Genomic DNA, 26,317 nt, shown 5'->3' on the forward strand with positions numbered 1-26,317 from the left:
TGCCTGAAATATCCGTTCTGGCTTGCTGTGCGCAAAGCACAGGACTACCATCCGATTATGTCGGACACTCCGCTGCCCACGCCTCTCTTCGAAGCGGCGCCGGGCATATTTCTCAAATGCGAGTTCCTGCACCCCGGACGTAGCCACAAGGCGAGAGTGGCGCGCGCATTGGTCGAAGACGCCGAACGCCGGGGGCATGTCGTGCGGGGTGGTCGAAAGATCCTGCTCGAGCGGACCGGCGGAAATTTGGGCATCGGTCTTGCGATAGAGGCGGCAATCAGAGGGTATGGACTTACTCTGGTCACGGACCCCGGCTATTCGAAAATCAAGAAGGAGCTGGCTGCGCGGTGGGGGGCCAATGTAATAGACCGTGGAGTCATGTATCCGCAGTGCGCGGACAATGAGGCGGTTGTCCAGCTGATCCTGCGACAGCATCCCGGGCGCTATTTTTATCTGAACCAGTTCGGAAACCCAGCCAATCCGGCGGCGCACGAACAGGGAACCGGGGCCGAGATCCTTGCTCAGCTGATCAGCCGTGGGTACGGCCGGGACACCGTGGTCTGCCTGGTCAGCGGGCTCGGTACCGGAGCGACGGCCCGAGGGGTGTCCGCCGCCCTCGGCCAGTGGTTTCGCCGGATCCTGGTGATCGGGGTCGAGCCACCGAACTGCGATCTGAAAACGGATCGTCATGGCTGCCACGCACTCCAGGGATTCTCGGTCGGTCAGCCCGCCCCGTTCTTTCCGAGCGCCGATCTGGACGAGATAGTTCCCGTCACCGATGAAGAGGTTGCCGAGGCCGAGCGCAGACTCGCCGAAGATCACAGGATCATGGTCGGTCCGAGTAGTTGTGCCAATTTCGCAGCAGTCCGCAAGGTCAGTTCCTCGGACCTCAATACCGTGTCGACCAAGGTCGTCTTCGTCTCTTTTCTGTACGACCGCGGAGAGGACTACGAATGAAGAACACGGTGTCGATCCAACGGATCCAGGCGGATATGAGGCGAATACTGCGTCCGGTGGGGAAGCGGCTCACACGGGCCGGGCTCGGTCCGGCAAGGGCGCAGGAGTTGATGTCGAACGTACCGCTGAAGGTGCTCGAAGATCTGTATGCCCTCGCGGCCCGGGATCCGGCGGCGCGGTCGAGCGTGGTCTATGTGTACGAGAGTTACCTCGGTTTCCGGGCTCTGCTGGCCCATCGTGTGGCTCATGAGCTGCATCGGATCGGAGCCACCATGCCCGGTGGTCAGCATCCGGATCATGGCATCGCGATAGCCGCGCGATGTATCTCGGAGACGGCGAAGGTGGAAACCGGTGTCGAAATCCATCCGGCAGCCGTGATCGGCAGCCGGATGGTCATTGACCACGGCTACGGGACGGTCATCGGCGAACAGGTGCGCATCGGCGCCGACTGCTATCTGCTGCAGAACGTCGTGCTGGGCAGCCGGTCGATCACCGGCCGGGCGGACCGCGGTGCTGGTCGGCGGCATCCCCACGTCGGTGACCGGGTGGAGATCGCCGGCAACGTGGCGGTCTTCGGTCCAGTGACCATTGGGGACGACTGCCGGATCGAATCCGGCGCCAGGATCACCGCGGACGTGCCCGCGGGTTCCAGGATCCGCGTCCTCTCCACGCTGCAGATCACGGCCCGGAGCAGCAGGGTACGGGTGGGGGGCGACAGCGTGGAGGCCGCCCCGGGCGTTGGCCCGGCGCCTTTGGGGGCGAGCGACGATGCGCCTAGTTGCGCTCTCTGACGATCAATTACGGTCTGGCCTGAGTCTCAAATGGGGCCGTGCCGACCCCGGAGTGATCCCGGCGGACATCGCGGAACTCGACTTCGCCGTCGCGCCACCCATCCGGGCCGCGCTGCGTGATGCTGTCGGCCGATCCGACCTCGGCTACCCCGACTACACCGGCGGCGCGCCCTCCCGATTGGCGCACCTGTTCGCGGAACGGATGGCAACGCGTCGGGGATGGCGCGCGAACCCGGAGGCGGTCGAGGTCTGCGCACAGATTATTCAAGCGCTGTGCTGTGTGATTCTCGCGTTCACACAACGGGGCGACCACATCCTCACTCACACCCCGACCTATCCGCCCTTCATCGAGGCGATTCGGTCACTCGGACGCCGGCCGGTGCTCCTCCCCGTGGGGAACCTGGGCGAGGACGGGGCGGCGGCAGCGTTGGCGGCAGTGGTTCGGTCGCGGCGGATCCGGCTGATCTTGCTCTGCCAACCACACAACCCGACAGGGCATGTATTCGACCTGCGCACGCTGGAGGCACTCGCAGGATTGGCCGCGGACAGCGACGCGGTGATCTTCGCCGATGAGGTCCATGCCGAGATCTCCTATGAGGGCACCGCTTGTCGGACGATCTCCTCGGTCGGTGACGCCGCCGAGCGCACCATCGTGTTCACGTCGGCCGCGAAGGCTTTCAATATCGCCGGCCTGCGCTGCGCCGTCGGACATTTCGGCAGCGAAGAGCTGCACACGAGGTTCCGGAGGTTGCCGTGGCATCTGCGCAGCGGTGCCGGCGCACTGGGGTTGACTGCGACGATTGCGGCATGGGAGCACTGCGACAAATGGCTGGAACAACTCCAGGCGCAATTGAGTGCCAATCGGGCTAACTTGATAGAATTTTTGTCACAGTTCGGGCAAGTGTCCTTCAAGCCGCCGGCCGCCACGTACCTTGCGTGGATCGATCTACGGGCAGCGCGGGTAGATCCTGATCCGTACACCTACTTTTTGAATGCGGCGAAGATCGCGCTTCAGCCTGGTACGGTCTTTGGATCGCCGTTTGGAGGGTTTGTCCGGCTTAATTTCGGAACATCCGAGGCGCGGCTCGAAATGATACTCGAAAGATTTCGCCACGCACTTGAGGCGGGCGGTAGGAAAGGATGGGGCGCATGAGGGTCATTGGCTTGTTGGGCGGTATGAGCTGGGAGTCAACAGCGTATTACTACCAACAACTCAATCGAGGGACGCGGGATCGACTCGGAGGCCTCCACTCCGCCGCGTGCGTGATGCACTCCGTCGATTTCGCCGAAATCGAAAGACTGCAGGAAAGGGGTGCGTGGGAGGAAGCCGGGAAGTATCTCGGGCAGCGTGCTCAACAGCTGGAACTCGCGGGGGCCGACTGCATCCTGATCTGTACGAACACGATGCACCGTGTCTACCCGGCGATTCAAGCCAGCGTCGATGTCCCGGTACTTCACATCGCGGACGGGACCGCAACCGCACTGCAGGGAGCGGGTGTCGAGAAGGTGGCCCTCCTCGGTACGCGCTACACGATGGAGCAGGCGTTCTACCGGGACCGCCTGGTGGAGCGAGGGTTCGAGGTCATGGTGCCCGAGGCGGAGGAGAGGGCACTGGTCCACAAGATCATCTACCACGAGCTGTGCCGAGGCCAAGTTCTTGACTCCTCTCGGGAAACCTACGTCCGGATCGTCGAGTCATTGGCCCGCAAAGGGGCCCAAGCGGTCATTCTGGGCTGCACGGAGATCGGTCTCCTGATCGACGAACACAGCAGTCCGCTGCCCGTCTTCGACACCACGCTCATCCATGTCCAGACAGCGTTGGAGTGGGCACTCGGCGCATGACGGCCAAGACGCCGGCAGCACCTCTCGACCGGTTGGACGCCACGCTGGCGACACGCTCAGGGCTGCGAGTGCGCATCGTCTGTCCGTCCCAGGAGTTCTCCGCTCAGGAGATGTCGTTCGGAGTGGGGCGCTGGCTCTCCTCTTCACGAGGGTTGTGGGAATCCCTGAACGTGGCGTCGGACAACGGCCTTGCCCTGATCATGCTGCAGGCTCCGCCCGTGGGCGCCGGGGTTGAGGACTACCTTCTGGGCGTCGTGCCGTCGAGTACCGCCTGCGCGGACGACCGCCGTGCCCGCCACGCCCTGGTCGAGATCGACGACGACAGCGACCGGCATCTGAGCGAGAAGGTCCTCGACGATGCCCGTCTCGTCAGGCGGCTGCGGCGGACTCTCGATGCTGCCCGTCGCTCGGGCCACACGGTGGAGGGGCTCGCGTGTTTCGCATCGAGTCGGCGCATGGCCGCCCTCGCGCGAGCCCTTGGCACCAACCTGCTCGAGGCAGACCCTCAGATGCTCGGGTGGGGAGACAAGTCAGGAAGCCGACAACTGTTCCGGTCGGCCGGTGTGAGCCACCTGCCGGGCTCATACGTGGCCGACCATGATGTCGCTTCCCTCGCTGCGCGGCTGTCCGCACTGGTACGGGCCCACGGCCCGGGCAACTGGGTCGTCAAGCTCGACCGCGGTTTCGGCTCGGGTCATGGGAACGCCCTCGTCGCGATAGGCACCGACTGCCCGGCCGCTATCGAGAGGGAACTGTGCACCACGTTGCGGCCCATGGGCCCGGGTGTGCGGCGAGCGCACTTCTTGAACTGGCTGCGCCAGGAAGGCGCCATAGTGGAGCAGCACGTCAGGAGTGCGTCGGCCGGCCGACTGAGGTATCCGAGCGCCCTCGCCTTTCTGAGCAGAGGGCAAGACACCCGGATCCGTGTGGAGTCGTTGGGCGTCCACGATCAACACGTGGGTGTCAGCGGCGACTTCCTCGGCTGTCGGTATCCGGCCGACCGCACGTACCGCGATGAAGTGGCACGCCAGGCAGCACAGGTCTTTTCGGCTCTGGCGGCGCGAGGTGTGGTCGGCCATGTCGGCGTTGACTTCATTGTGGCGTCGTTCGGCGCAGGAAGCGTGACCCCGTCGCTCTTCGCCACAGAGATCAACGTGCGGCAGACGGGCAGTACACATCCGAACAGGACCGTACGGGCCGTGGTCCCGCTGGCTCGGGATACGTCGGGGGAGCTGAGACACCGTGATGGCCATGACGTCTGCTTCCGTGCAACAGACAGCGTGCTCGTACCGTCCTGCCGGGGGCTGTCCACCGAAGAGCTGATCGGGGCATTGCGGCGTTCACCTCGGCTCTCCCTGAACTCAGCTGTGGAACGGGGTGTGGTGCCCCATCTATGGCCTGCTTTCGGCCGTTTCGGAAAGGTGGGTGCCACGGTGATCGGCCGTTCGGCAGACGAGTGCGACCTACTCATGAGCGAGTTCACCGAGCTCCTTGAGTCACTGGGGAACCGCGTGGCGCAGTTCCCCGAGGCGGTCGTCTGAGACTTTGTTCCAGGCTGTTCAGCGCGACCGGCGGCCCCTGCCACGCCCCAGCAGCTCCCGGGCGCGCACAGTACGGGGATGATCGGGGCCGAGCGCGCGGATGAACCCCTCCAGCACTGCTTGGTGCTCTGCCTCGGCCTCCGCCACCTGCCCCATGGAGTGCATGGCAGCCGCGTGATTCGAACGACTCGTCAATGTCGATGGATGGTGGGGGCCACGCAGCCGGGTGAACCTCTCCAGGACCTCACGGTGCTCTGCTTCCGCCTCCGCGAAGCTGCCGAGCGCGTGCAGCACGACGCCCAGATTGCCGCGAGTCGTCAACGTCGAGGAATGGTCGGGGCCCAGGACACGCAGGAATCCCTCCAACACCGTCCGCTGCTCGATCTCGGCCTGCGCGGTCCTGCCTCGAGACAGGAGCAGGGCCGCGAGGTAGTTCCGGCTGGTCAGGGTGGAGGGGTGGTCGGGGCCCAGCACCCTGGAGAAGTTCTCCACGACGGCCCGGTGTTCCGTCTCTGCCTCCGCCGCTCGCCCCAGAGCTTGCAGAACCACCGCGAGGTTCGACCGGCTGGTGAGGGTGGAGGGGTGGTCGGGGCCCAGCACCCTGGAGAAGTTCTCCACGACGGCCCGGTGTTCCGCCTCTGCCTCGGCCACGCGCCCCAGAGCATGCAGGACCACGGCCAGATTCTCACGGCTGGTGAGGGTGGAGGGGTGGTCGGGGCCCAGGACACGGGCGTACCCCTCGAAGACCGAACGGTGCATCTCTTCCGCCTCGTCGAGCCTCTCGACGGCGTGGAGGACCAGCGTCGGGCTGCCGCGGCTCGTCAGTGCATCGGGATGGTCGGGGTCGAAGACCCGGGTACTGGTGTCGAGGACCGTACGATGCTCGGCTTCGGCGTCCTCCAGCCTGCCCAACGACCTCAGCAGGGCGGCGATATTGGGAGAGCCGGCGGTTGCTTCGGCCTCGGCGGCGCTGAGCAGCCTCTTGTATGCCATGAGCACGGCGCAGTGCTCCGCCTCGGCCGCGGTGGCCTGTCCGAGGTCGTGCAGCACGAAGGCGTGATTGTTGCGGTTCGTAAGAGTTGCCGGATGGTCTTCCCCCAGATCACGTTTGCGTATGTCGCTGACGATCCGGTGCTGCTCCTCGGCTTCTTCCAGACGGTCCAGGTCGTGGAGTACGAGAGCAAGGTTGTTCCGGCTCACCAAGGTGGCTGGGTCGTCCATGCCCAGAACACGGATCCGTGCTTCCAGAACCGCCCGGTGTTCCGCTTCGGCTTGCTGCAGTCGGCCCAGTACCCGCAGTACAGCTGCATAGTTCCCTCTGCTGGTCAGCGTTTCTGGGTCTTCTTCACCCAGTGAGGCGATTCGTGCGTTCCGCACTTCCTCGTACGCACTCAGAGCGATCCCGTATTTGCCGTGGGCCCGGGCGATGGTCCCCACCCGCATGGCGTCGGCCGCGTCCGCGAAACGGAGTGTCGTCGTGAGGGTGATGTCGGAGACCGGGGAAGCGGCCGTGCGCGTTGTTTCGTCGACGAGATAGTCGTACACCTCGACCGTGTCCGTGCCGACCGCGGTGAGGAGCGCGGTCGTCGTGCGGACCTCGGTGGCCCAGGCCCACGCATGACTCAATGCCTCGCCCTGATAGGGGATGCCGCCCCGGTTGGGGAGGTAGTGCACGGACAGTTCCTCGAGAATGGGCCGTGGCAGTGGGGCGGTCACGCCTGCCCTGCGACAGTCGACCGCAGCCGAGATGAGGGCGGCACCACGCGTGTGAGGCCCTCCGTCGCGAGCGGCGTGCCATAAGTGCAACAGTTCCGGACCGGCCGACAAATACTCCGCGATACCGAACCGGTCCGCGTGGCTCAATGCCGCCGTGATCCGCGGATCCCAGGTGCGGGTCTCGGCCCTGTTGCGCTCCGCCGCGGAGAACATGCGGGGAAGGTCTATACGGTGAGCCAGGGCGAGCGCGTCCAGCACATTGCGATTGAGGGGACGTGAGCCATTGTCCGTACGCACATACGTGTCGAGCTCCGACGACCTGATCGTCGCCAGGACAACGCGGTGCTGACCGTTTGCGTCGAGGAACCTGGTGATCAGATTCCGGGTCAGGCCGCCGTCGCCGAGGAACCGCTCCAGGTCGTCGAGCCAGAGGACGACACGCGGTGTGCCGGCCGTCTGCTCGATCGCGTAAGGCAGGGCGGTGCGCTGTTGCGGGGCGACCAGCGTGTGATGCGGCAGAGTTGCCGCGAGCGCTTCGTATGCGGCACGGGACTTTCCCGCCGTCGAGTCTCCGACGATGAGGACAAAGGCCCCCGCAGCCAAGTGCTCCCGCAGCTCGTCGTCGATGTCGCGCGGCACGTACGGAGGTTGGCTCGTCGTTCCTCGCCCTGTGACGCCGCGCGCCGCATGGACACCGAGCCACGTCGGTTCGACCACCTGGCGGACCAGAGGCATGTGCCCCTTGGTGGTGAGGCATCCGTCGCGTACGAAGGTCGCATGGTTCCGATCCCGCTGGAATGTCTGGAGGAGCTCGTCCTTCCAGAAGCCCGCGAACACAGTCACCACGGCAGCCAGTCCGACGGAACTGGCCACCACCACAGGCGACTTGAGGTGCGCCGCGGCGAGGATGCCTGGCAGCGCCACGGCCAAAGCCGCCCCACTGGCGAGCAGGACTGGTTTGAGATGTGTGGCCATAATCCCCCGAAAACGGCAACATCTGGTCGCCCGCCCCATGAGAGCCGATGTGCCGTTCCTCAGTCGAGGACGAATGGCGATGCTCTCGGCGGGCATTGTCGTTGACTAAATCATTGACTGACATGTTCTGCATAGACCCTTGCGTATTCGACTTTCTGCACATCCGTCGCCCCGTCACCAGGAATCCCTGCCGCTATGTGCAAGCACGTCCGAGAACATTTCTGAATCGAACGGACTTGCCATTGGTGGCTATTGGTAACGGTGATGCGCCTGGGCATCCCTGAATATGCATTTCGATTCTCTGGTCGATTCGAGACGATTTCGCGCCTCGGTCGCCCACGAGAGTCGGTGGCGCGCGGACGTCCGTAGTGGACGTGCCCATGGCGAAGGGAGCCTGCGACGATGACGGAGCTCGACAATGGGGAGGGCAGACGCGCTCACGCGAGCCGCCGTACCTTCATGCGGAGGTCTTCCTCGCCGGTGGTGCCGCGGCGGTTGCGACCATGGGCGGCGCCGGAGCCTGGGCCGCACTCGCCGACGACGAAACCGGCACGGCGACCCCTCGGCCTCCGGCGCCCCGGGCGGTGGGCCCGGGCGGCGCCAGAGCGCCCGGCAATGAGTCGGCGTCAGCACCTGCTGACCTCGCCGCACCACCACTGACGTACCGCCCCACGACAGACGTAACCGCCATCCATTTTCCGTCATCACCAGCTTCTCCGTCCACGCGAGGGCCGCACCCACCCCAGGCGCGGCCCTCGTGCGTCAGGCGTTTACAGCGGTCCCGGTCCGCGCTAACTTCACCACCGAGTGAGGTGGGAGCGCTCCCACACCCGGTGGACCGGAACCCGCCCCCGGGATCGCCCCCACCCCACGCGCCTTCATTCGCACGTTCCTCACGACCATCGAGCGAAGGGGCGTTGAAGTGTCATGGCTATGACAAAAATCCCGCGATTACCGCGGCCCACTCCCCGCCGACCCCTCCTCCTCATCCTCCTCGCCCTACTCACCGTCGTCCCGGCCCTCACCCTGGTCGCGATGACAGGCGGCAGGGCGGAGGCCCACGGCACCCCCATGAAGCCCGGCAGCCGCACCTTCCTGTGCTGGCAGGACGGGCTGACCGACACCGGTGAGATCAAACCCGTGAACCCGGCCTGCAAGGCGGCGCAGCAGGTGAGCGGCACCACGCCGTTCTACAACTGGTTCTCGGTGCTGCGCTCGGACGGTGCAGGGCGCACCCGCGGCTTCGTCCCCGACGGCGAGCTGTGCAGCGGCGGCAACACCAACTTCACGGGGTTCAATCTGCCGCGCGGCGACTGGCCACTCACCCATCTCACCTCGGGCGCGACGGTCGACTTCTCGTACAACGCCTGGGCCGCGCACCCGGGTTGGTTCTCCGTCTACATCACCAAGGACGGCTTCGACCCGACCAAGACGCTCACCTGGAACGACATGGAGGACCAGCCGTTCCTCACGGTCGACCACCCGCCGCTCAACGGCACCCCGGGCACGGTCGAGGCCAACTACTCCTGGAGCGGCAAGCTCCCGGCGAACAAGTCGGGCCGCCACATCATCTACATGGTCTGGCAGCGCTCGGACAGCGCGGAGACCTTCTACTCCTGCTCCGACGTCGTCTTCGACGGCGGCGACGGCGAAGTGACGGGCATTCACGAACCTGGCAACCCGACCGACCCGGTCCCTGGCGAGTGCTCCGCCACCCGTCGTACGACCAACAGCTGGTCCGGCGGCTACCAGTCCGAGGTGACCGTCACCAACACCGGCGAAGTGCCGATGCTCGGCTGGATGGTCGACTGGACACTGCCGAGCGGGCAGTCGGTCGTCAGCCTGTGGAACGGCAACGCGACGTACAACGGCCAGGAGGTGATGGTGCACAACGCCGACTGGAACGGGGCGCTGGATCCGGGCAGGAGCGCGACGTTCGGGTACGTCGTCTCGAGCTCCGGTGACGATCCGTCAACAACCCTTCTTGTCGGGTGGGTTGATCCCTTGATCTCAAGCTGCTCAGGGCGGACCGGGTGGGCTGTTCGGGACTCACCCGGTCCGCGAGCCCGGGCGGGATCGGGGGAGGCCCCGCCCGGGATGGTGCATGGCTTGTGTGATCGCGGTGAGCGACAACGTTGTCGAATGGTCTGTACATGACTCTACCGCCTCAACGGACAACGATGTCAAGCCAGTTGGCACCGGTCGACGTGTGCGCAGGTCCATTGAGATGTGTGCCAGGTGCGTCTGCCATCTGCCGGACTGTACGCGGTCTTCCGTGGTGCCCGTGGCGCACGTTACTGTCCCTGCGGCTTGTGCGACCCGTGGTGCGCGACCCGTCCGAAGGAGGAGGGGCCGCGTCATGCGTTTCCGTCCGTCATCCGTCCTGCTGGCCATCGCCCTGGCGGCCGGTGGGATCACCCCCGCGGTGGCCGCCACCGCTCCCCCTGATCTCGTCCGGGACCCCACCGCGTACGTCGATCCGCTCATCGGCACCAAGAACGGCGGCAATGTCTTCCCCGGCGCCGTCGTGCCCTTCGGCATGCTCTCCTGGAGCCCCGAGAACACCCGCGGCGACGCCACCCGCACCGCCGCGCCGGGCGGCTACCAGTACGACGCCACGCGCATCCGGGGCTTCAGCCTCACCCACATGTCCGGCACGGGCTGCGCGGGCGGCAGCGGCGACATCCCGTTCTTCCCGTACGCCGGTGAGGTCACCTCCTCGCCGGCGGGCGACACCAAGGACGCCGTGTACGCGGCCGACTTCGCGCACGCCGACGAGACCGCGGAGCCCGGCCACTACAAGGTCGGGCTCGCTTCCGGTGTCACCGCCGACCTCACGGCGACCGCGCGCACCGGCTCGGGCCGCTTCACCTTCCCCGCCGACAAACCCGCCTCCCTGCTGATCCGTACCGCCAACTCCGAGGTCGGCTCGACGGATTCGTCCCTGAAGATCGACCCGGCGACGCGCACGGTCTCCGGGTCCGTCACCTCCGGAAACTTCTGCGGCTACCTCGACCCGGAGGGGCAACGCGCCTATTACACCCTCTACTTCACAGCCCGCTTCGACCGTGACTTCAAGGCGACCGGCACCTGGCGGGACGACAAGCTGAGCCCGGGGGCGACGGAGGCCGGCGGCGGCACCGGCGGATTCGGGCAGGGCGGCCGGCCCGTCGCGGGCAAGGGCGCCGGCGGCTATGTGGAGTTCGCGCCCGGCACGGACCCGGTGAACGTCAAGGTCGGTATCTCGTACGTGAGTCAGGCGGGTGCCGAGGCCAACCTCGCCGCGGAGAACCCGCCGTCCCGGTCCTTCGCCTCGGTCCAGGACTCCGCCCACCGCGCCTGGCGCGACCGGCTCGGTGCCGTCCGGGTCGGCGGCGGCACCGACGACCAGCGCACCACCTTCTACACCGCTCTCTACCACGCCCTCCTGCACCCGAACGTCATCAGCGACGCCGACCGCAGATACCGAGGCCCCGACGACAAGGTCCATGTCGTCGGCCGCGGCCACCAGGCGCAGTACGGCACCTTCTCCGGCTGGGACGTCTACCGTTCCCAGGTGCAGCTGCTCACCCTCCTCAACCCGGACACCGGCTCCGACATCGCGCAGTCGCTGCTCGAACTCGCCCGGCAGAACGGGGGAGTCTGGGACCGCTGGCTGCACGGCGCGAGGGGCACCCACGTCATGAACGGCGACCCGTCACCGGCCGCGCTCGCGGGCATCCGGGCCTTCGGCGGCACGGACTTCGATCTGCGCGGCGCGCTGGAGTCCCTGGTCCGGGCGGCGACCGTACCGACCGAGCAGGACCTCTCGTCGGCGGGCAAGCCGGTCCTGTCGGTGGGCCAGCGGCCATCGCTCGACAAGTACCTGAAGCAGCACTACATGCCGTCCGTGTCGAATGCCTGGGGCGGCGCCGCCGAGACCCTGGAGATGTCGGGCGCGGACTTCGCGATTTCCCAACTCGCCCTGGCAGCGGGGGAGAAGAAGACCGCCGCCGACTTCGTCCGCCGCTCCCAGTGGTGGCAGAACAACTTCAACATCGCGGCCGACCCGAGCGGCGGCTACATCGCCAACCGCAAGGCGGACGGCAGCTGGGTCACCGGCTTCACCCCGGCGACCGGCAACGGATTCGTGGAGGGTACGGCGGCCCAGTACACCTGGATGGTGCAGCACGACCCGGCCGGGCTCTTCGCGGCCATGGGCGGCCGCGACAAGGCCCTCGACCGCCTGGACGCCTTCTTCCACAACGCCGACGGCAGCTGGGCCTTCACGGGCAGCGGCGGCGACAAGTCCGAGCTGGACAACGAGCCGTCGATCAACGTGCCGTACCTCTACGACTACGCGGGCGCGCCCTACAAGACGCAGCAGACCGTCCGCGCGGCGATGAGCCGGCTGTGGTCGACGCAGCCGGGCGGCATTCCAGGGAACGACGACCTCGGCGCGATGTCGTCCTGGTACGTCTTCTCCTCGCTCGGCATGTACCCCCAGGTGCCCTCCCGCGCCGAACTCACCCTGTCCTCACCGCTGTTCCCGAGCGTGGAGATAGAGCGGCCGGGCGGCGCCGACATCGAGATCCGAGCGCAGGGCGCGGCCGCCGACGCCCCGTACATCCACTCCCTGAAGGTCAACGGCCGTACCAGCGACCGGCCCTGGCTCCCGGCCTCCTTCGTCCGGGACGGCGGCACACTCGACTACACACTGAGCGACACCCCCGACCAGCAGTGGGGCAGCTCCGAGGCCGCCGCTCCGCCCTCCTTCCGCGAGGGCGAGCAGCCGTACCAGATCGGTGTGGGCCCGACCACGGCGACGCTCGCGCCCGGCCGCAGCACGAAGCTCGACATCCGCGCCCTCGCCCTGAGCGGCGGCGCGGGTCCCGAGGTGCGCTTCCGCGTGGACGTGCCGGACGGTGTGACGGCGACTCCCGCCGAGGGCGCGGTGACCGACGGCGCCCAGCAGATCACCCTGTCGGCGGGCGAGGACGCCCAGCAGGGCTTCTACGACGTCAAGGTCACCGTGACCTCGACCGACACCTCGTACGAGCAGCCGGTGGCCCTCACCGTCGCGGCCCCCGGGACCCTGCTCGCCGCGTACAACAACACCGGCATCTCGGACGACACCGGTGACCACGACGAGGCCGACTACGACGGCGGTGGCTGGAGCTACTCCCGTCAGGCCCTCGCCGACGCGGGCCTGACCCCCGGCAAGCAGGGCACCGTGGACGGCCTCGGCTACACCTGGCCCGCCTCCCCCTCCGGCCGCCCCGACAACGCCTCGGCGACCGGCCAGAGCATCGAACTCACCCGAGCGTCAAGCCAGTTGTCCTTCATCGGCAGCGCGGTCAACGGCAACCAGCAGACGAAGGCGACTGTCACCTACACCGACGGCACCACGGACTCGATCGACCTCTCCTTCACCGACTGGACCGTCGGCGGCGGAGCCGGCACCGTCCAGTACGGCAACGAGACCGTCGCCAAGGCCGCGTACCGCAACGTCGCGGGCGCCGACAAGGATCCGGTGACGACGTACGTCTTCGCCACCAAGCCCTTCCAGGCCCCGTCCGGCAGGACCATCAAGAGCGTGACGCTGCCGGACAACGCCGACCTGCATGTCTTCACGCTCGCGGTGAGCTGAACCGCACCACATGAACGCGGGGCGGGCGCGGAGATCACTCCGCGCCCGCCCCTCTCCCGTGGGGGTGTGCGTCAGGCCAGCAGTTCCACCTCCGCGAGCGTCGCCTCACCGTCGAGGACCAGGCGGTAGTGCGTGTACGTGCCCGGGTCCGCGACCGTGAAGGCGCGGGTCTGCTTGTCCCAGGTGAAGGACTCGCCGGAGCGCTTGTCCACGTCCGTCCACTGCGTGCCGTCATCCGAGCCCTGGAGGACCCAGCCGCTCGGAGCCTTGGTGTGGTCCGAGGACGACGTCAGGGTGTACTGAACTGCCTTGGTGTCAGCGGCGATGGGCAGGTCCACGGTGGTGGCCGTCGCGTCCGTCGCCGACGTGTTGTCGAAGAGCGCTCCCTCTCCCTTGAGGGCGTCCGTGCGCGGCGCGGGCACCTTGTCGTCCTGCGTGATCGACACGGGTGCCGCGTTCTTGCCGGTGCCCCACGAGGACGGCTTGGATCCCATGTCGAACTCCAGCACTCCACCACGGGAGATGAGCGAGTGCGGGAGTGAAGTCGACGTCCACGTCTTGCCGTTGACCCTCAGACCCTGCACGTACACGTTCTTCGCGCTGTTCTTCGGTGCCTTGACCACCAGGTCCTCGCCGTTCTCCAGGTGGACGATCGCCTTGGTGAACAGCGGGGAGCCGACGGCGTATTCGCCGCTGCCCATCACCAGCGGGTAGAAGCCGAGCGAGGAGAAGAGGTACCAGGCCGACTGCTCGCCGTTGTCCTCGTCGCCGTGGTAGCCCTGCCCGATCTCGCTGCCGGTGTAGAGGCGGGAGAGGACCTCGCGGACGTTCTTCTGCGTCTTCCACGGCCGGCCCGCCGCGTCGTACATGTAATTCACGTGGTGGGCCACCTGGTTGGAGTGCCCGTACATGCCCATCCGTACGTCACGGGCCTCGGTCATCTCGTGGATGACTCCGCCGTACGAGCCCACGAACTCCGGGGAGGCCGTCTCGGGCGTCGCGAAGTACGCGTCGAGCTTCTCCGCGAGGCCGCTGCGGCCGCCGTACAGGTTCGCCAGACCCCGCGAGTCCTGGGGCGCCGTGAACGCGTAGCCCCAGCCGTTGGTCTCCGTGTAGTCGTAGCCCCACACACGCGGGTCGTACTTCGACGACTCGACCCGCCAGTCGCCCTTCGTGTCACGGCCCTGGAAGAAGCCGGCCTTCGGGTCGAAGAGGTTCACGTACTCCTGGGCGCGGTTGAGGAAGTACGCGGACTCCTCCTTGTAGTGCTTCTCGCCGGTCTTCTTGTAGAGGGCCTGGCCCATCTTCGCGATGCCGTAGTCGTTGAGGTAGCCCTCCAGCGCCCACGACAGCCCCTCGTGGGTGTCGGTGCTCGTGTAGCCGAGGAAGGGCGAGGTCGTCATGCCCTTGCGGCCCACGCCCGACGTCGGCGGGACGACGGTCGCGTTCTTCAGGGCCGCGTCGTACGCCGACTCCGCGTCGAAGCCGACACCCTTCACATACGCGTCCGCGAACGCCACGTCCGACGACGTGCCGGTCATCAGGTCCGCGTATCCGGGAGAGGACCAGCGCGAGGTCCAGCCGCCGTCCTTGTACTGCTGCACGAAGCCGTCGACCATCTCACCCGCCTGACTGGGCGTCAGGAGCGTGTACGCCGGCCAGGTCGTCCGATAGGTGTCCCAGAAGCCGTTGTTGACGTACACCTTGCCGTCGACGATCTTCGCTCCGGTGTGGGTGGGGGTGTCCGGACCCGGCATCGGTGAGAACGGCGAGGCGTACTGGTCCTTCGAACCGACCTTCTCAAAGCCGGAGTTGGGGTACAGATACAGCCGGTACAGGCTGGAGTACAGCGTCGTCAGCTGGTCCGGTGTCGCGCCCTCGACCTCGACCTTGCCGAGCAGCCTGTCCCACTGCTTCTGCGCCCGCTCCTTGACCGTCCCGAAGGACGTGCCGTCGGGGATCTCCTGGCGGAGGTTGTCCTTCGCCTGGTCGACGCTGATCAGTGAGGTGGCGAGGCGCAGGGTGACGGTGTGGTCCTCGGCCTTGAAGCGGAGGTACCCCTTGACCCCGGACGAGTCCCCGTCCGTCACCGGCGCGTCGAACACCCCGTAGACGAACAGCCGCGTCGCCCCCGTCGACAGCCCGGACTTCACGTCCGAGTAGCCGGTGACGATCCCGTGCTCCTTGTCGAGCGTCAGCCCCGCCTGCTCGGTGACATTGTCGAAGATCACGCTCGCGTCGTCACCGGGGTAGGTGAAGCGCAGCGCCGCCGCATGGTCCGTCGGCGCCATCTCCGCCTTGAGCCCGTTCTCGAAGGTCACCCCGTAGTAGTAGGGGCGCGCGGTCTCGTTCTCGTGCCGGAAGGCGAGCTCGCGGGCCTCCCGGCCGGTGTCCGGGGCGCCGGACGCAGCCGACGGCATCACCTGGAAGGTCTGCCGGTCACCCATCCAGGGGCTGGGCTCATGGCTCGCGCTGAACGCCTGGATCGTGGGTAGATTGTCCGAGTTGTTCGCCCGGGCGTAGTCGTAGAGCCAGCTCAGGGAACCCGCGTTGGTCACCGGCGTCCAGAAGTTGAAGCCGTGCGGGACGGCCGTCGCCGGGAAGTTGTTGCCGCGCGAGAAGCCGCCGCTGGAGTTGGTGCCGCGGATGGTCGACGCGTAGTCGGACAGATGCGCCTTCGGCTTCTCGGGCTGCTTCACCCGCAGCGAGACGTCGTCCAGCCAGCCGCGGAACTTCGCGGGCCCCTTCGGCGAGTCGTACGCCAGCAGGATCCGGTCCACCGTCTTTCCGGCCGCGACCGAACCGATCCGCGAGGCGACGTTGTTCCACTGGTTGACGTACAGCACCTTGGCCGCGCCCTGCCCCTGCGGCGTCAGTGCGAAGCCGTGCTGGTCCGTCGCGCCCAGGTCACTGAGGTAGCTGCCGTCGGTGAAGACCAGGTCCACAGCCACGTTCGTCGCGTCGTAGTCCCGGTCGCCGTCCGCCATCGACGGGAAGATCCGGTACGACAGCTCGGTGTCGCGCCCGACGGCCACGTTGACGTCGAAGACCTTGTTGTACGAGTACGCCCGGCCGTCCACTTTGTGCGTACCGGCGTAGCGCAGGGCCCGCTTGCCGGTGAAGCCCGCGCCCGCCTTGGCGGTGGGCGAGCCGCTCGGACCGCGGTCCACCAGCGAGAGCATGTCCTTGGGCGTCGGGTCGTCGCTCTGGCCCGTCGAGAACTGGACGTCGGCGAGCTGGAGGATGTCGCCGCCGTTGTTCTTCGTGACGTCGAGCCGGAAGTGCTGGTACTCGACGGGGCTCGCGATGTCGTACGACTTCGTCTGGAACCGCTCGCCGAAGGATTCCCCGGAGCGGGTGTCGAGGGTCTTCCAGTCCTTGCCGTCCGTGGAGCCCTGGAGGGTCCAGTCCTTGGGGTCGCGCTCGTCGTGGTCGTTGGCCGAGGTAAGCGCGTACGTGACCACCTTGACCGGGGCGTCCAGGTCGAACTCCGCCCAGCCGGTGGGCTCGAAGGTCAGCCACTTGGTGCTCGACTCGCCGTCGACGAGGTTCTCCTTCACCTCGCCCGCGCCGGTGTTCTCACCGCTGGCCCGGACGTCGGTGACGTGGTCGGTGACATTGCCGGGGATGCCGGTGCTGTAGCCGCCGTCGACACCGGATGACCGTTTCGTCCCATCAGGTGCCGTATCGACCGTGTTCAGCCAGTCCGGCGCCGGATCACCCGATTCGAACGAGGAGGTGAACTCCCGGTCGGCGGCCGCTGCTTGGGCGGGCAGGGCGACCGCTACGCCCTGCGAGGCGACCACGAGAGAAAGCGCTGCCACCCCAAGTGCCGTCGAGAAACCCCATCCAGTCCGAGCCGAAGAACTCCGTCTGTACCGAGCTCTGTGCTGCATGCGCGAGCACCCTCCCTGTGTCTTTTGCTCGTTCACCTCCGGGGCGCTACAGCCGGTGCGCCCCTTCGGCTCACTCGCGTGCGCTGGACAACGTTGTCAGCTTTGCTGCGCAAGGACCAGTAGGGAGTCAAGTTGTCAGTGGTGTCAAGGGTGTTGGGTGGAGCCTCCGGGATGAATACCGCACGACGAGCTGCGCATTACTCCCATTGCGGGAGGTTGGCACCCTGTCGATCTTCGCCGGAGTGCTGCACGGGCGCCCCATATTTCCGTGAGGTCTCAACTCGGAAAAGACCCACAGGCAAACCTGCATTCGATCTTGCTCCGTTGGCGGGAAGTGGACTATACCTGTCGGCGTCCGCCCGGTCGTTCGACGGCCGTGGACAGGTAGGACCCCAGGGGGAAAATCACGAGGCGAGGGACCGTGTCACATACACGTACCGTCGCGTCGCCGCACTGAATCCCCCACGCACGACCCCAGCTTGACCTAACCGCGGTGCCGGGGAGGATCCGGTTCACCGCCTGAGTCCTGGAGAAGGCGAGGACTTGAGCATGGGATCCACTTCCGCCGAGAACAGCAACCCCGAGGGTGTCGGCCGCCGTGATCTGATCAAGCGGTCGGCGGCACTCGGCCTGATCTCCGTACCGACGATGAGCTTCCTGTCCGCGTGTGCGAGCGGCGGAGGCGACGACAACAACTCCGGCGACAAGGGCACCGGCAAGACCAGCAAGACCAACCCCTTCGGCCTGGAGAAGGGCGGCAAGCTCGAAGTCGTCGTCTTCAAGGGTGGCTACGGCGACGACTACGCCAAGGCCTGGGAGGCCGCCTTCGACAAGAAGTGGGGCACCACCACCGCCCACACCGGCACCCAGGAGATCACCGGCAAGCTCCAGCCGCGCTTCAACGGCGGCAACCCGCCGGACATCGTCGACGACTCCGGTGCCCAGCAGATCAAGCTGGACGTGCTCTACAAGAGCGGACAGCTCCTCGACCTCGCCGCGGTCCTCGACGCGCCGTCCATCGACGACCCGAGCAAGAAGGTCCGCGACACCCTGATCCCCGGCACGCTCGACCCGGGCCTGCAGGGCGGCAAGGTCGTCTCCCTCAACTACATCTACACGGTGTGGGGTCTGTGGTACTCCGGCAAGCTCTTCAAGGAGAAGGGCTGGGAGGTGCCGAAGACCTGGGACGACTTCCTCGCCATCTGCAAGGATGCCAAGTCGCAGGGCATCGGCGGACTCGCCCACCAGGGCAAGTACCCGTACTACATCAACGTCGCCATCATGGACCTGATCGCCAAGAAGGGCGGTCTGGACGCCATGAAGGCGATCGACAACCTCGACCCCAAGGCGTTCGTCGGCAGCGACGCGGCCGAGGCGGCCATCGAGGCGATCTACGAGGTCGTCGAGAAGGGCTACCTGATGCCGGGCACCAACGGCCTCACCCACACCGAGTCGCAGACCCGGTGGAACCAGTACAAGGCCGCGTTCATCACCTGCGGTTCCTGGCTGGAGAACGAGCAGCTCAAGCAGACCCCGGCCGACTTCGACATGAAGTTCATGCCGATGCCCAACCTGCCCGACAGCAAGCTGCCGTTCGAGGCGATCCGGGCCGGCTCCGGCGAGCCCTTCATCATCCCCGCGAAGGCCGGAAACCTGCCCCAGGCCAAGGAGTTCATGCGCTCCATGCTCTCCAAGGAGTGGTCGACCCTCTTCGCACAGAAGGCCAACTCGCTCACCATCCTCAAGGACGGCGTGAGCGAGGGCGTGCAGCTGCGCCCCGGTACGCAGTCGACCGTTGAGGCCTCCAAGGCGGCGGGCGACAATACCTTCAACTACCTGTACATCAACTGGTACAGCGAGATGGGCACCGCGATCGAGAACGCGTCCAACGAGCTGATGTCCAAGCGAATTCAGCCGAAGGAATGGCTGAAGCGGGCCCAGGCAGCCGTCGACAAGGCGGCCAAGGACCCGGAGTCCAAGAAGAACCACCGCGACTGATTCGAACCCGGAACACCAGGGTCACGCACACCCGGAACACCAGGGGCAGGATGCCATGCGAAAAGGGCAGTACCGGTTCGTCGCGGGGTTTCTCCTCGCACCTTTGGCGCTGTATCTGATCTTCGTGATCTGGCCGTACATACAGACCATCGGCTACTCCTTCACCGACTGGAAGGGCCAGTCGCAGACGTTCAGTTTCGTCGGCCTGGACAATTACAAGGCGTTGTTCCAGGACGACGTATTCCTCGAAGCGATCTGGCACAACATCCTGTTCCTGGTGTTCATCCCGGTGATCACCATCCTGCTCGCGCTCTTCTTCGCCTTCATGGTGAACGCGGGCGGGAAGGGCGGCGCCGGCGGTGTGCAGGGCGTCGCCGGATCCCGCGTCTACAAGATCGTCTACTTCTTCCCGCAGGTGCTGTCGCTCGCGATCGTCGCGGTGCTCTTCGCGGCGCTCTACCGCAGTGACAGCGGCGGTCTGCTCAACGGCGCCCTGATCAAGCTGGGCCTGGTCGACGCCAACAGTCCCATTGAGTGGATGAACGAGCCCAACCTGGTGCTCTGGTGCCTCATGGCGGTGGTCGTCTGGCACGGCGTCGGCTTCTATCTGGTGCTGTTCTCCGCCGCCATGCAGTCCATCCCGAAGGACATCTACGAGGCCGCGCTGCTCGACGGCGCGGGCCGCGCGCACACCTTCTTCCGGGTCACCCTGCCGCTGCTGTGGGACACCGTGCAGACCGCCTGGGTCTATCTCGGCATCATCGCGATGGACATGTTCGTCCTCGTCTCGACCATGACCCAGGGAACGGGCTACGGCGGCGGACCCGACCACCACAGCGAGGTCATGGCGAACGTCATGATGCGCAACTTCCTCTACTTCGGAAAGAGCGGCTACGCCTGCGCCATGGGCGTCATCATGCTCCTCCTCACCCTGATCCTGTCCGTGGTCACGCTGCGCGCCACCCGCCGCGAGCGCATCGAGTTCTGAGCGGGAGACAGACGACAATGAGCGCACCCATCACCGAGCCGACGAAGGTCGGCGGCGACGGCGTACCCCCGCAGCGAGCGGTCAAGAAGGCCCCGCCGCGCCCGGGCGACCGGCGCACCGAGGGCCTCGCCCTCAACGTCTTCTCGCACGGATTCCTCGCCCTGTGGGCCGTGCTGATCATCCTGCCGCTGCTCTGGCTGGTCCTGAGCTCCTTCAAGACCGACGCGCAGATCGGCGGCTCGGCCCTGAGCTGGCCCTCGAACTGGCAGCTGGACGTGTTCAGCAGGGCCTGGAACAAGGGCATCGGCGACTACTTCACGAACACCCTCATCGTGCTGGTGTTCTCGGTCCCGCTGACCATGCTCTTCGGCTCGATGGCGGCGTACGTACTGGCCCGCTACGAGTTCCCGGGCAACCGGCTCATCTACTACTTCTTCGTCGGCGGGGCCATGTTCCCCGTCTTCCTCGCCCTGGTGCCGCTGTTCTTCATGGTCAAGCGTCTCGACATGTTGAACACGTACCAAGGGCTGATCCTGGTGTACGTCGCCTACTCGATGCCGTTCACCGTGTTCTTCATGCACGCCTTCTTCCGCACACTGCCCACGGCGGTCTTCGAGGCGGCCGTGCTCGACGGGGCCTCGCACACCCGGGCGTTCTTCCAGGTCATGCTGCCGATGGCCAAGCCGGGACTGCTGAGCGTGGGCATCTTCAACGTGCTGGGCCAGTGGAACCAGTACATCCTGCCGTCCGTCCTCATGCAGCCACAGAGCAGCGCGGATCCGGAACGCTACGTTCTCACCCAGGGCCTCATCCAGCTCCAGCAACAGCAGGGGTACGCCACCGACCTCCCCGTCCTCTTCGCGGGCGTGACGATCGCGATGATCCCCATGCTCGTCGTGTACCTCTCCTTCCAGCGTCAGGTCCAGGCGGGTCTCACCTCGGCGACCCTCAAGTAGCTCCCGACCCGTCCTTCCCGTACGCCACCTCCGATCCCGGGGGTGGCGTACGCGTGTACGGACGGTGACGGAAGCGGAACGCGGCTCTACGGACCCGATTTCCCTCAAGGACTTGACTGCGGTAACCCGTTCAGCGGAGCTTGGAGTTCACAACTTGTAAGTGACCCGGGTTCCATTGCTGTGACCTGGATCACACGGGCGGCATCGGGGCCGCCCGGCTGAGGGCAGGAGTGGATGAGTCGATGGAGACTCCGGGGTCGCAGTCGTCGCTGCACCGAGCCAATCTGGAGCGCGTCGTACGTGCGGTGCGCCTGGCCGGTTCGCTCACGCAGGCGGAGATCGCGAGGACGACGGGCCTGTCCGCCGCGACCGTTTCCAATATCGTTCGTGAACTCAAGGACGGCGGAACGGTCGAGGTCACACCCACTTCGGCGGGCGGCCGCAGGGCCCGTAGCGTCAGTCTGAGCGGGGATGCCGGCATTGTCATCGGAGTCGACTTCGGGCATACGCATTTGCGCGTAGCGGTCGGGAATCTCGCCCATCAGGTGCTGGCCGAGGAGTCCGAGCCGCTGGATGTGGACGCCTCCGCCGCGCAGGGCTTCGACCGGGCCGAGGAGCTGGTCAGTCGCCTGATCGCGGCGACCGGGGTGGACCGGTCCAAGATCGCGGGTGTGGGGCTCGGTGTGCCGGGCCCGATCGACGTGGAATCGGGGACCCTCGGGTCCACCGCGATCCTGCCCGGCTGGACCGGCGCGAAGCCCGCCGAGGAGCTGCGGGGGCGGCTCGGCGTGCCCGTGTACGTGGACAACGACGCCAACCTGGGCGCGCTCGGCGAGATGGTCTGGGGGAGCGGGCGCGGGGTCCGGGACCTGGCGTACATCAAGGTCGCCAGCGGTGTCGGTGCGGGCCTGGTGATCAACGGCAAGATCTACCGCGGGCCTGGCGGCACAGCGGGAGAAATCGGCCATATCACCCTTGATGAATCCGGCCCCGTCTGCCGTTGTGGCAATCGGGGCTGCCTGGAGACCTTTACGGCGGCGCGCTATGTGCTGCCGCTCCTGCAATCCAGTCACGGCACCGATCTGACCATGGAAGGCGTGGTCAGGCTGGCGCGCGACGGGGATCCGGGCTGTCGTCGGGTGATCGCCGACGTCGGCCGTCACATCGGCAGCGGAGTCGCGAATCTCTGCAATTTGCTCAACCCGAGCCGGGTGGTTCTCGGCGGCGATCTCGCCGAGGCCGGGGAACTGGTTCTCGGGCCCATCAGGGAGTCGGTCGGCCGCTATGCGATCCCCAGCGCCGCACGTCAACTCTCGGTGTTGCCAGGGGCACTTGGGGGCCGCGCGGAGGTTCTCGGCGCGCTCGCTCTCGCGCTCAGTGAGATGGGCGATTCGACCCTTTTGGATGGCTCGCTGTCCGCGGCCGCCCCTGCCTTCACTTAGAGAACGCATGGCACCGTTGCCATCTCGTTAAGTATTTACTTCTTGACGTCGCACGTGTGGCCGAGTTGACTTCCAGCCACCTCGGCCGCAACGACGCGGCCTCGTCAGGGAGGTTTCTGAAGTGAACACGCGTATGCGTCGTGCCGCCGTTGCCGTTGCCGCTGGTGCTATGGCCGTCTCGCTGGCCGCCTGTGGCAGTGCCAAGGAGTCCGGCGACAAGAGCGACAACTCCAGCTCTGCCAAGAAGGGCGACGCGATCAAGGTCGGTCTGCTCCTTCCCGAGAACCAGACCGCGCGTTACGAGAAGTTCGACAAGGTCCTGATCGAGAAGAAGATCAAGGAGCTGACGAACAACAAGGGCGAGGTCGTCTACGCCAACGCCAAGCAGGACGCCAGCACGCAGAACCAGCAGGTCGACACGATGATCACCAACAAGGTGGACGTGCTGATCGTGGACGCTGTGGACGCTGCCGCCATCAAGAACTCGGTGCAGAAGGCCAAGGACGCCGGCATCCCGGTCGTCGCCTACGACCGTCTCGCGCAGGGCCCGATCGACGCCTACACCTCGTTCGACAACAAGACCGTCGGCAAGACGCAGGGCGAGGCCCTCCTCAAGGCTCTTGGCTCCAAGGCCAAGGACGGCAAGATCGTCATGATGAACGGGTCGGTCACCGACCCGAACGCCGCTCAGTTCAAGGCCGGCGCCCACGAGGTGCTCGACGGCAAGGTGAACATCGGCAAGGAGTACGACACCAAGGAGTGGAAGCCGGAGAACGCCAACTCCAACATGGAGGGCGCCATCTCGGCTCTCGGCAAGAAGAACATCATTGGCGTCTACTCCGCCAACGACGGCATGGCCGGCGGTATCATCACCGCCCTGAAGGCCGCGGGCCTCTCCGTTCCGGTCACCGGCCAGGACGCCGAACTCGCGGGTGTGCAGCGCATCGTCGCCGGTACGCAGTACATGAGCGTCTACAAGCCCTACGCCCCCGAGGCCGACGCCGCCGCCGAGATGGCCGTCGCGCTCGCCCAGGGCAAGTCGCTCGACTCGATCGCCAAGGACAAGGTCGACAGCCCGACCACCAAGGCCGTCCCGTCGGTGCTCGTCGCGGTCACCTCGCTGACCAAGGACAACATCAAGGACACCGTCATCAAGGACGGCGTCTACACGGTCAACGACATCTGCACCGCCGCGTACAAGGCCGACTGCGACAAGATCGGTCTGAAGTAAGTCACCGCAAGTCTCTATCCGCGTACGGGAATTCGTTCTTGAATTCCCGTACGGGACTTGCGTACTGAGCCCCTCCGGCGCCCCGCATTCAACAGCCCCGCAAGCTAGGCGGGGCGTCGGACGGAACAACCCCCCTCCAAAACTTTCTGCACAACCTCCCGCCGGGTCAGGCGGCGAAGGAGATGGTTCACGTGTCCGCTACGCCTGTCCTGGCGTTGCGCGGGGTCTCCAAGCGATTCGGTGCCGTTCAGGCGCTCACCGACGTAGAGCTTGAGGTCCACGCCGGTGAAGTGGTCGCCCTGGTGGGCGACAACGGCGCCGGAAAGTCCACGCTGGTCAAGACGATCGCCGGCGTGCACCCCATCGATGAGGGCGCCATCGAGTGGGACGGCAAGTCCGTCCAGATCAACAAGCCGCACGACGCGCAGGCGCTGGGCATCGCGACCGTCTACCAGGACCTCGCGCTGTGCGACAACATCGACGTCGTCGGCAACCTCTACCTGGGCCGCGAGCTGAAGAAGCGCGGTGTCCTGGACGAGGTCGAGATGGAACGCCGCTCCCGCGAGTTGCTGGACACGCTGTCCATCCGCATCCCCAGCGTCCGTATCCCGATCGCCTCGCTTTCCGGCGGTCAGCGCCAGACGGTGGCGATCGCCCGTTCGATGCTCGGCGAGCCCAAGCTCGTCATCCTCGACGAGCCCACCGCTGCGCTCGGTGTCGAGCAGACCGCCCAGGTCCTCGACCTGGTCGAGCGGCTGCGCGAGCGCGGCCACGCGGTGATCCTCATCAGCCACAACATGGCTGACGTGAAGGCTGTGGCCGACAAGGTCGCCGTCCTGCGCCTCGGGCGCAACAACGGCGTCTTCGAGGTCAAGTCGACCTCCCAGGAAGAGATCATTTCCGCCATCACGGGCGCTACGGACAACGCCGTGACCCGTCGTGCGGCGCGCAGCAATGGGGAGGCTCAGAAGTGAGCATCGACAAGACCTCCGCCACCACCGACGAGCACGTCGTGGAGAACCCCGAGGCGGCCCACGACGCGGTCACCGCGGTCGACCCCCGACTGCTCGTTCGTGAAGAGGGCCTCAAGGGCTACGTCACCGAGTTCAAGCGGAAGATGAAGTCCGGCGACCTGGGGTCCATCCCGGTCGTCATCGGCCTGATCGTCATCTGGGCGATCTTCGCGAGCCTGAACTCGAACTTCCTCACCGCGGGCAACCTGTCCGACATCTCCGTCGCCATGGTCGGCACGGGCATGATCGCCGTCGGCATCGTCTTCGTGCTGCTGCTCGGCGAGATCGACCTGTCGGTCGGTTCGGTCTCCGGTGTCGCGGGCGCCGCGTTCGCGGTGCTGAACGTCACGCACGGCATGAACGAGTGGCTGGCCTTCGTCCTGGCCATCCTCACAGGCACGGCCGCGGGCGCCATCCACGGCTTCGTCTTCGCGCGCATCGGTGTGCCGGCCTTCGCCGTCACCCTGGCGGGTCTGCTGTTCTGGAACGGCTTCATGCTCCAGATCCTCGGCAGCAACGGCACCATCAACCTGGACAGCGAAGGCGTCGTCGCCAAGCTGACCAGCTACTACTTCACCGATGTGGCCGCCGCCTACGGGCTCGCGATCGTCGTGACCGCCGCGTACTTCCTCAGCTCCTACTTCGGCAACCGCCGCCGCGAGGCGGCCGGTGTGCCGTCCCGGCCGCTGAGCGAGACCATCGCGCGCACCGTGCTCCTGGCGATCGCCGCCTTCGTCGTGGCGGTCATCTACAACCAGTACAAGGGCCTGCCGCTGGCCGTGGTGATCTTCATCGCGGTGCTGCTGCTCACGGACTTCGTACTGCGCCGCACCTCCTACGGTCGCAAGATCTTCGCGCTCGGCGGCAGCGTCGAGGCCTCCCGGCGTGCCGGTATCAATGTGGAGATGGTCCGGATCTCGGTCTTCGCGATCTCCGGCACCTTCGCCGCGATCGGTGGTCTGTTCATCGCCTCGAAGATCGCCTCCGCCAACCAGGGCGCCGGCGCCGGCGACCTGCTGATGAACGCGATCGCGGCGGCCGTCATCGGCGGCACCAGCCTCTTCGGTGGCCGTGGCCGCACCTGGAACGCGCTGCTCGGTGTCCTCGTGATCGTCTCGATCCAGTACGGCCTGGCCCTGGAGGGCATCGCCTCTCCGGTCCAGTACATGATCACCGGTGGTGTGCTTCTCGCCACGGTCGTCATCGACGCCATCACGCGCAAGACCCAGAAGACGGCGGGTCGCGCCTAGCGGTCCGGCCCCTTCCGGCCCTGGACGAAGTGCCCGGTACCAATGGCGGTACCGGGCACTTCCATGTCCCGAACGGGCTGTGCGTACGGCCG

General features: G+C 66.4%; 15 protein-coding genes and 1 pseudogene. 14 read left to right on the top strand and 2 right to left on the bottom strand.

Going from position 1 to position 26,317, the window contains the following annotated elements:
• Positions 1-57: 57 nt before the first annotated feature.
• From ACFY0T_RS43565 to ACFY0T_RS43585, 5 genes are read left to right on the top strand one after another with little or no spacing between them, the layout of a single operon-like run.
• The gene (locus ACFY0T_RS43565) at positions 58-957 is read left to right on the top strand and encodes a PLP-dependent cysteine synthase family protein (RefSeq protein ID WP_388884067.1); all 900 of its coding nucleotides are present in this window, start codon (positions 58-60) and stop codon (positions 955-957) included.
• On the top strand, positions 954-1,748 hold the full coding sequence (locus tag ACFY0T_RS43570; protein WP_388884069.1) for a serine O-acetyltransferase: 795 nt from the start codon (positions 954-956) through the stop codon (positions 1,746-1,748). The genes ACFY0T_RS43565 and ACFY0T_RS43570 overlap by 4 nt, the downstream gene beginning before the upstream one ends.
• 52 nt (positions 1,749-1,800) lie before the next feature.
• Entirely contained in the window at positions 1,801-2,901 is a 1,101-nt protein-coding gene (locus tag ACFY0T_RS43575) for a MalY/PatB family protein (RefSeq protein WP_388884071.1), read from the top strand.
• Positions 2,898-3,590 carry an aspartate/glutamate racemase family protein gene (locus tag ACFY0T_RS43580; RefSeq protein ID WP_388884073.1) on the top strand — a complete coding sequence of 231 codons (693 nt, stop codon included), beginning with the start codon at positions 2,898-2,900 and terminating at the stop codon, positions 3,588-3,590. Before ACFY0T_RS43575 ends, ACFY0T_RS43580 begins: the two co-directional genes overlap by 4 nt.
• Positions 3,587-5,131, top strand: a complete 1,545-nt coding sequence (locus tag ACFY0T_RS43585) for a hypothetical protein (protein WP_388884075.1) — start codon at positions 3,587-3,589, stop codon at positions 5,129-5,131. Before ACFY0T_RS43580 ends, ACFY0T_RS43585 begins: the two co-directional genes overlap by 4 nt.
• A gap of 18 nt (positions 5,132-5,149) precedes the next feature.
• Here ACFY0T_RS43585 and ACFY0T_RS43590 read toward each other — a convergent pair whose 3' ends face one another.
• On the bottom strand, positions 5,150-7,822 hold the full coding sequence (locus ACFY0T_RS43590) for a tetratricopeptide repeat protein (RefSeq protein ID WP_388884077.1): 2,673 nt from the start codon (positions 7,820-7,822) through the stop codon (positions 5,150-5,152).
• A gap of 927 nt (positions 7,823-8,749) precedes the next feature.
• Here ACFY0T_RS43590 and ACFY0T_RS43595 point away from each other — a divergent pair.
• Together ACFY0T_RS43595 and ACFY0T_RS43600 are read left to right on the top strand one after the other, a co-directional pair.
• Positions 8,750-9,822: pseudogene (locus ACFY0T_RS43595) on the top strand (lytic polysaccharide monooxygenase).
• A gap of 359 nt (positions 9,823-10,181) precedes the next feature.
• Entirely contained in the window at positions 10,182-13,451 is a 3,270-nt protein-coding gene (locus ACFY0T_RS43600; protein ID WP_388884079.1) for a GH92 family glycosyl hydrolase, read from the top strand.
• A gap of 71 nt (positions 13,452-13,522) precedes the next feature.
• Here ACFY0T_RS43600 and ACFY0T_RS43605 read toward each other — a convergent pair whose 3' ends face one another.
• Positions 13,523-17,347 (bottom strand): GH92 family glycosyl hydrolase, encoded by a 3,825-nt coding sequence (locus ACFY0T_RS43605; protein ID WP_388884081.1) that lies wholly within the window; start codon positions 17,345-17,347, stop codon positions 13,523-13,525.
• Positions 17,348-17,896: 549 nt separating this feature from the next.
• On the opposite strand from ACFY0T_RS43605, the gene ngcE reads away from it, so the two are divergent.
• The 7 genes from ngcE to ACFY0T_RS43640 all read left to right on the top strand — a co-directional run bounded on the left by ngcE (position 17,897) and on the right by ACFY0T_RS43640 (position 26,225).
• Positions 17,897-19,345: an N-acetylglucosamine/diacetylchitobiose ABC transporter substrate-binding protein gene (ngcE, locus tag ACFY0T_RS43610; protein ID WP_388884083.1), complete on the top strand. Its 1,449-nt coding sequence runs from the start codon at positions 17,897-17,899 to the stop codon at positions 19,343-19,345.
• A gap of 55 nt (positions 19,346-19,400) precedes the next feature.
• Complete coding sequence (locus ACFY0T_RS43615) at positions 19,401-20,333, top strand: carbohydrate ABC transporter permease (protein ID WP_388884085.1); 933 nt, start codon at positions 19,401-19,403, stop codon at positions 20,331-20,333.
• 17 nt (positions 20,334-20,350) lie between these two features.
• Complete coding sequence (locus ACFY0T_RS43620; RefSeq protein ID WP_388884087.1) at positions 20,351-21,289, top strand: carbohydrate ABC transporter permease; 939 nt, start codon at positions 20,351-20,353, stop codon at positions 21,287-21,289.
• A gap of 242 nt (positions 21,290-21,531) precedes the next feature.
• The gene (locus tag ACFY0T_RS43625; protein WP_388884089.1) at positions 21,532-22,731 is read left to right on the top strand and encodes an ROK family transcriptional regulator; all 1,200 of its coding nucleotides are present in this window, start codon (positions 21,532-21,534) and stop codon (positions 22,729-22,731) included.
• A 133-nt stretch (positions 22,732-22,864) separates the two neighbouring features.
• Entirely contained in the window at positions 22,865-23,962 is a 1,098-nt protein-coding gene (locus tag ACFY0T_RS43630; protein WP_388884123.1) for a substrate-binding domain-containing protein, read from the top strand.
• Between the two features lie 182 nt (positions 23,963-24,144).
• On the top strand, positions 24,145-24,936 hold the full coding sequence (locus ACFY0T_RS43635) for an ATP-binding cassette domain-containing protein (RefSeq protein WP_388884091.1): 792 nt from the start codon (positions 24,145-24,147) through the stop codon (positions 24,934-24,936).
• Positions 24,933-26,225 (top strand): sugar ABC transporter permease, encoded by a 1,293-nt coding sequence (locus tag ACFY0T_RS43640; RefSeq protein WP_388884093.1) that lies wholly within the window; start codon positions 24,933-24,935, stop codon positions 26,223-26,225. The genes ACFY0T_RS43635 and ACFY0T_RS43640 overlap by 4 nt, the downstream gene beginning before the upstream one ends.
• Positions 26,226-26,317: the final 92 nt, after the last annotated feature.

Origin of the sequence: Streptomyces sp. NPDC001530 (genome assembly GCF_042894545.1) — a bacterium.
GTDB lineage: Bacteria > Actinomycetota > Actinomycetes > Streptomycetales > Streptomycetaceae > Streptomyces.

Bases quoted from the DNA above. Each gene is read 5' to 3' on its own strand.
- ACFY0T_RS43600 (WP_388884079.1), top strand. From the start codon at position 10,182: ATGCGTTTCCGTCCGTCATCCGTCCTGCTGGCCATCGCCCTGGCGGCC.
- ACFY0T_RS43605 (WP_388884081.1), bottom strand. From the start codon at position 17,347: ATGCAGCACAGAGCTCGGTACAGACGGAGTTCTTCGGCTCGGACTGGA.
- ACFY0T_RS43620 (WP_388884087.1), top strand. From the start codon at position 20,351: ATGAGCGCACCCATCACCGAGCCGACGAAGGTCGGCGGCGACGGCGTA.
- ACFY0T_RS43570 (WP_388884069.1), top strand. From the start codon at position 954: ATGAAGAACACGGTGTCGATCCAACGGATCCAGGCGGATATGAGGCGA.
- ACFY0T_RS43580 (WP_388884073.1), top strand. From the start codon at position 2,898: ATGAGGGTCATTGGCTTGTTGGGCGGTATGAGCTGGGAGTCAACAGCG.
- ACFY0T_RS43590 (WP_388884077.1), bottom strand. From the start codon at position 7,822: ATGGCCACACATCTCAAACCAGTCCTGCTCGCCAGTGGGGCGGCTTTG.
- ACFY0T_RS43615 (WP_388884085.1), top strand. From the start codon at position 19,401: ATGCGAAAAGGGCAGTACCGGTTCGTCGCGGGGTTTCTCCTCGCACCT.
- ngcE (WP_388884083.1), top strand. From the start codon at position 17,897: ATGGGATCCACTTCCGCCGAGAACAGCAACCCCGAGGGTGTCGGCCGC.
- ACFY0T_RS43565 (WP_388884067.1), top strand. From the start codon at position 58: ATGTCGGACACTCCGCTGCCCACGCCTCTCTTCGAAGCGGCGCCGGGC.
- ACFY0T_RS43625 (WP_388884089.1), top strand. From the start codon at position 21,532: ATGGAGACTCCGGGGTCGCAGTCGTCGCTGCACCGAGCCAATCTGGAG.
- ACFY0T_RS43585 (WP_388884075.1), top strand. From the start codon at position 3,587: ATGACGGCCAAGACGCCGGCAGCACCTCTCGACCGGTTGGACGCCACG.
- ACFY0T_RS43630 (WP_388884123.1), top strand. From the start codon at position 22,865: ATGCGTCGTGCCGCCGTTGCCGTTGCCGCTGGTGCTATGGCCGTCTCG.
- ACFY0T_RS43635 (WP_388884091.1), top strand. From the start codon at position 24,145: ATGGTTCACGTGTCCGCTACGCCTGTCCTGGCGTTGCGCGGGGTCTCC.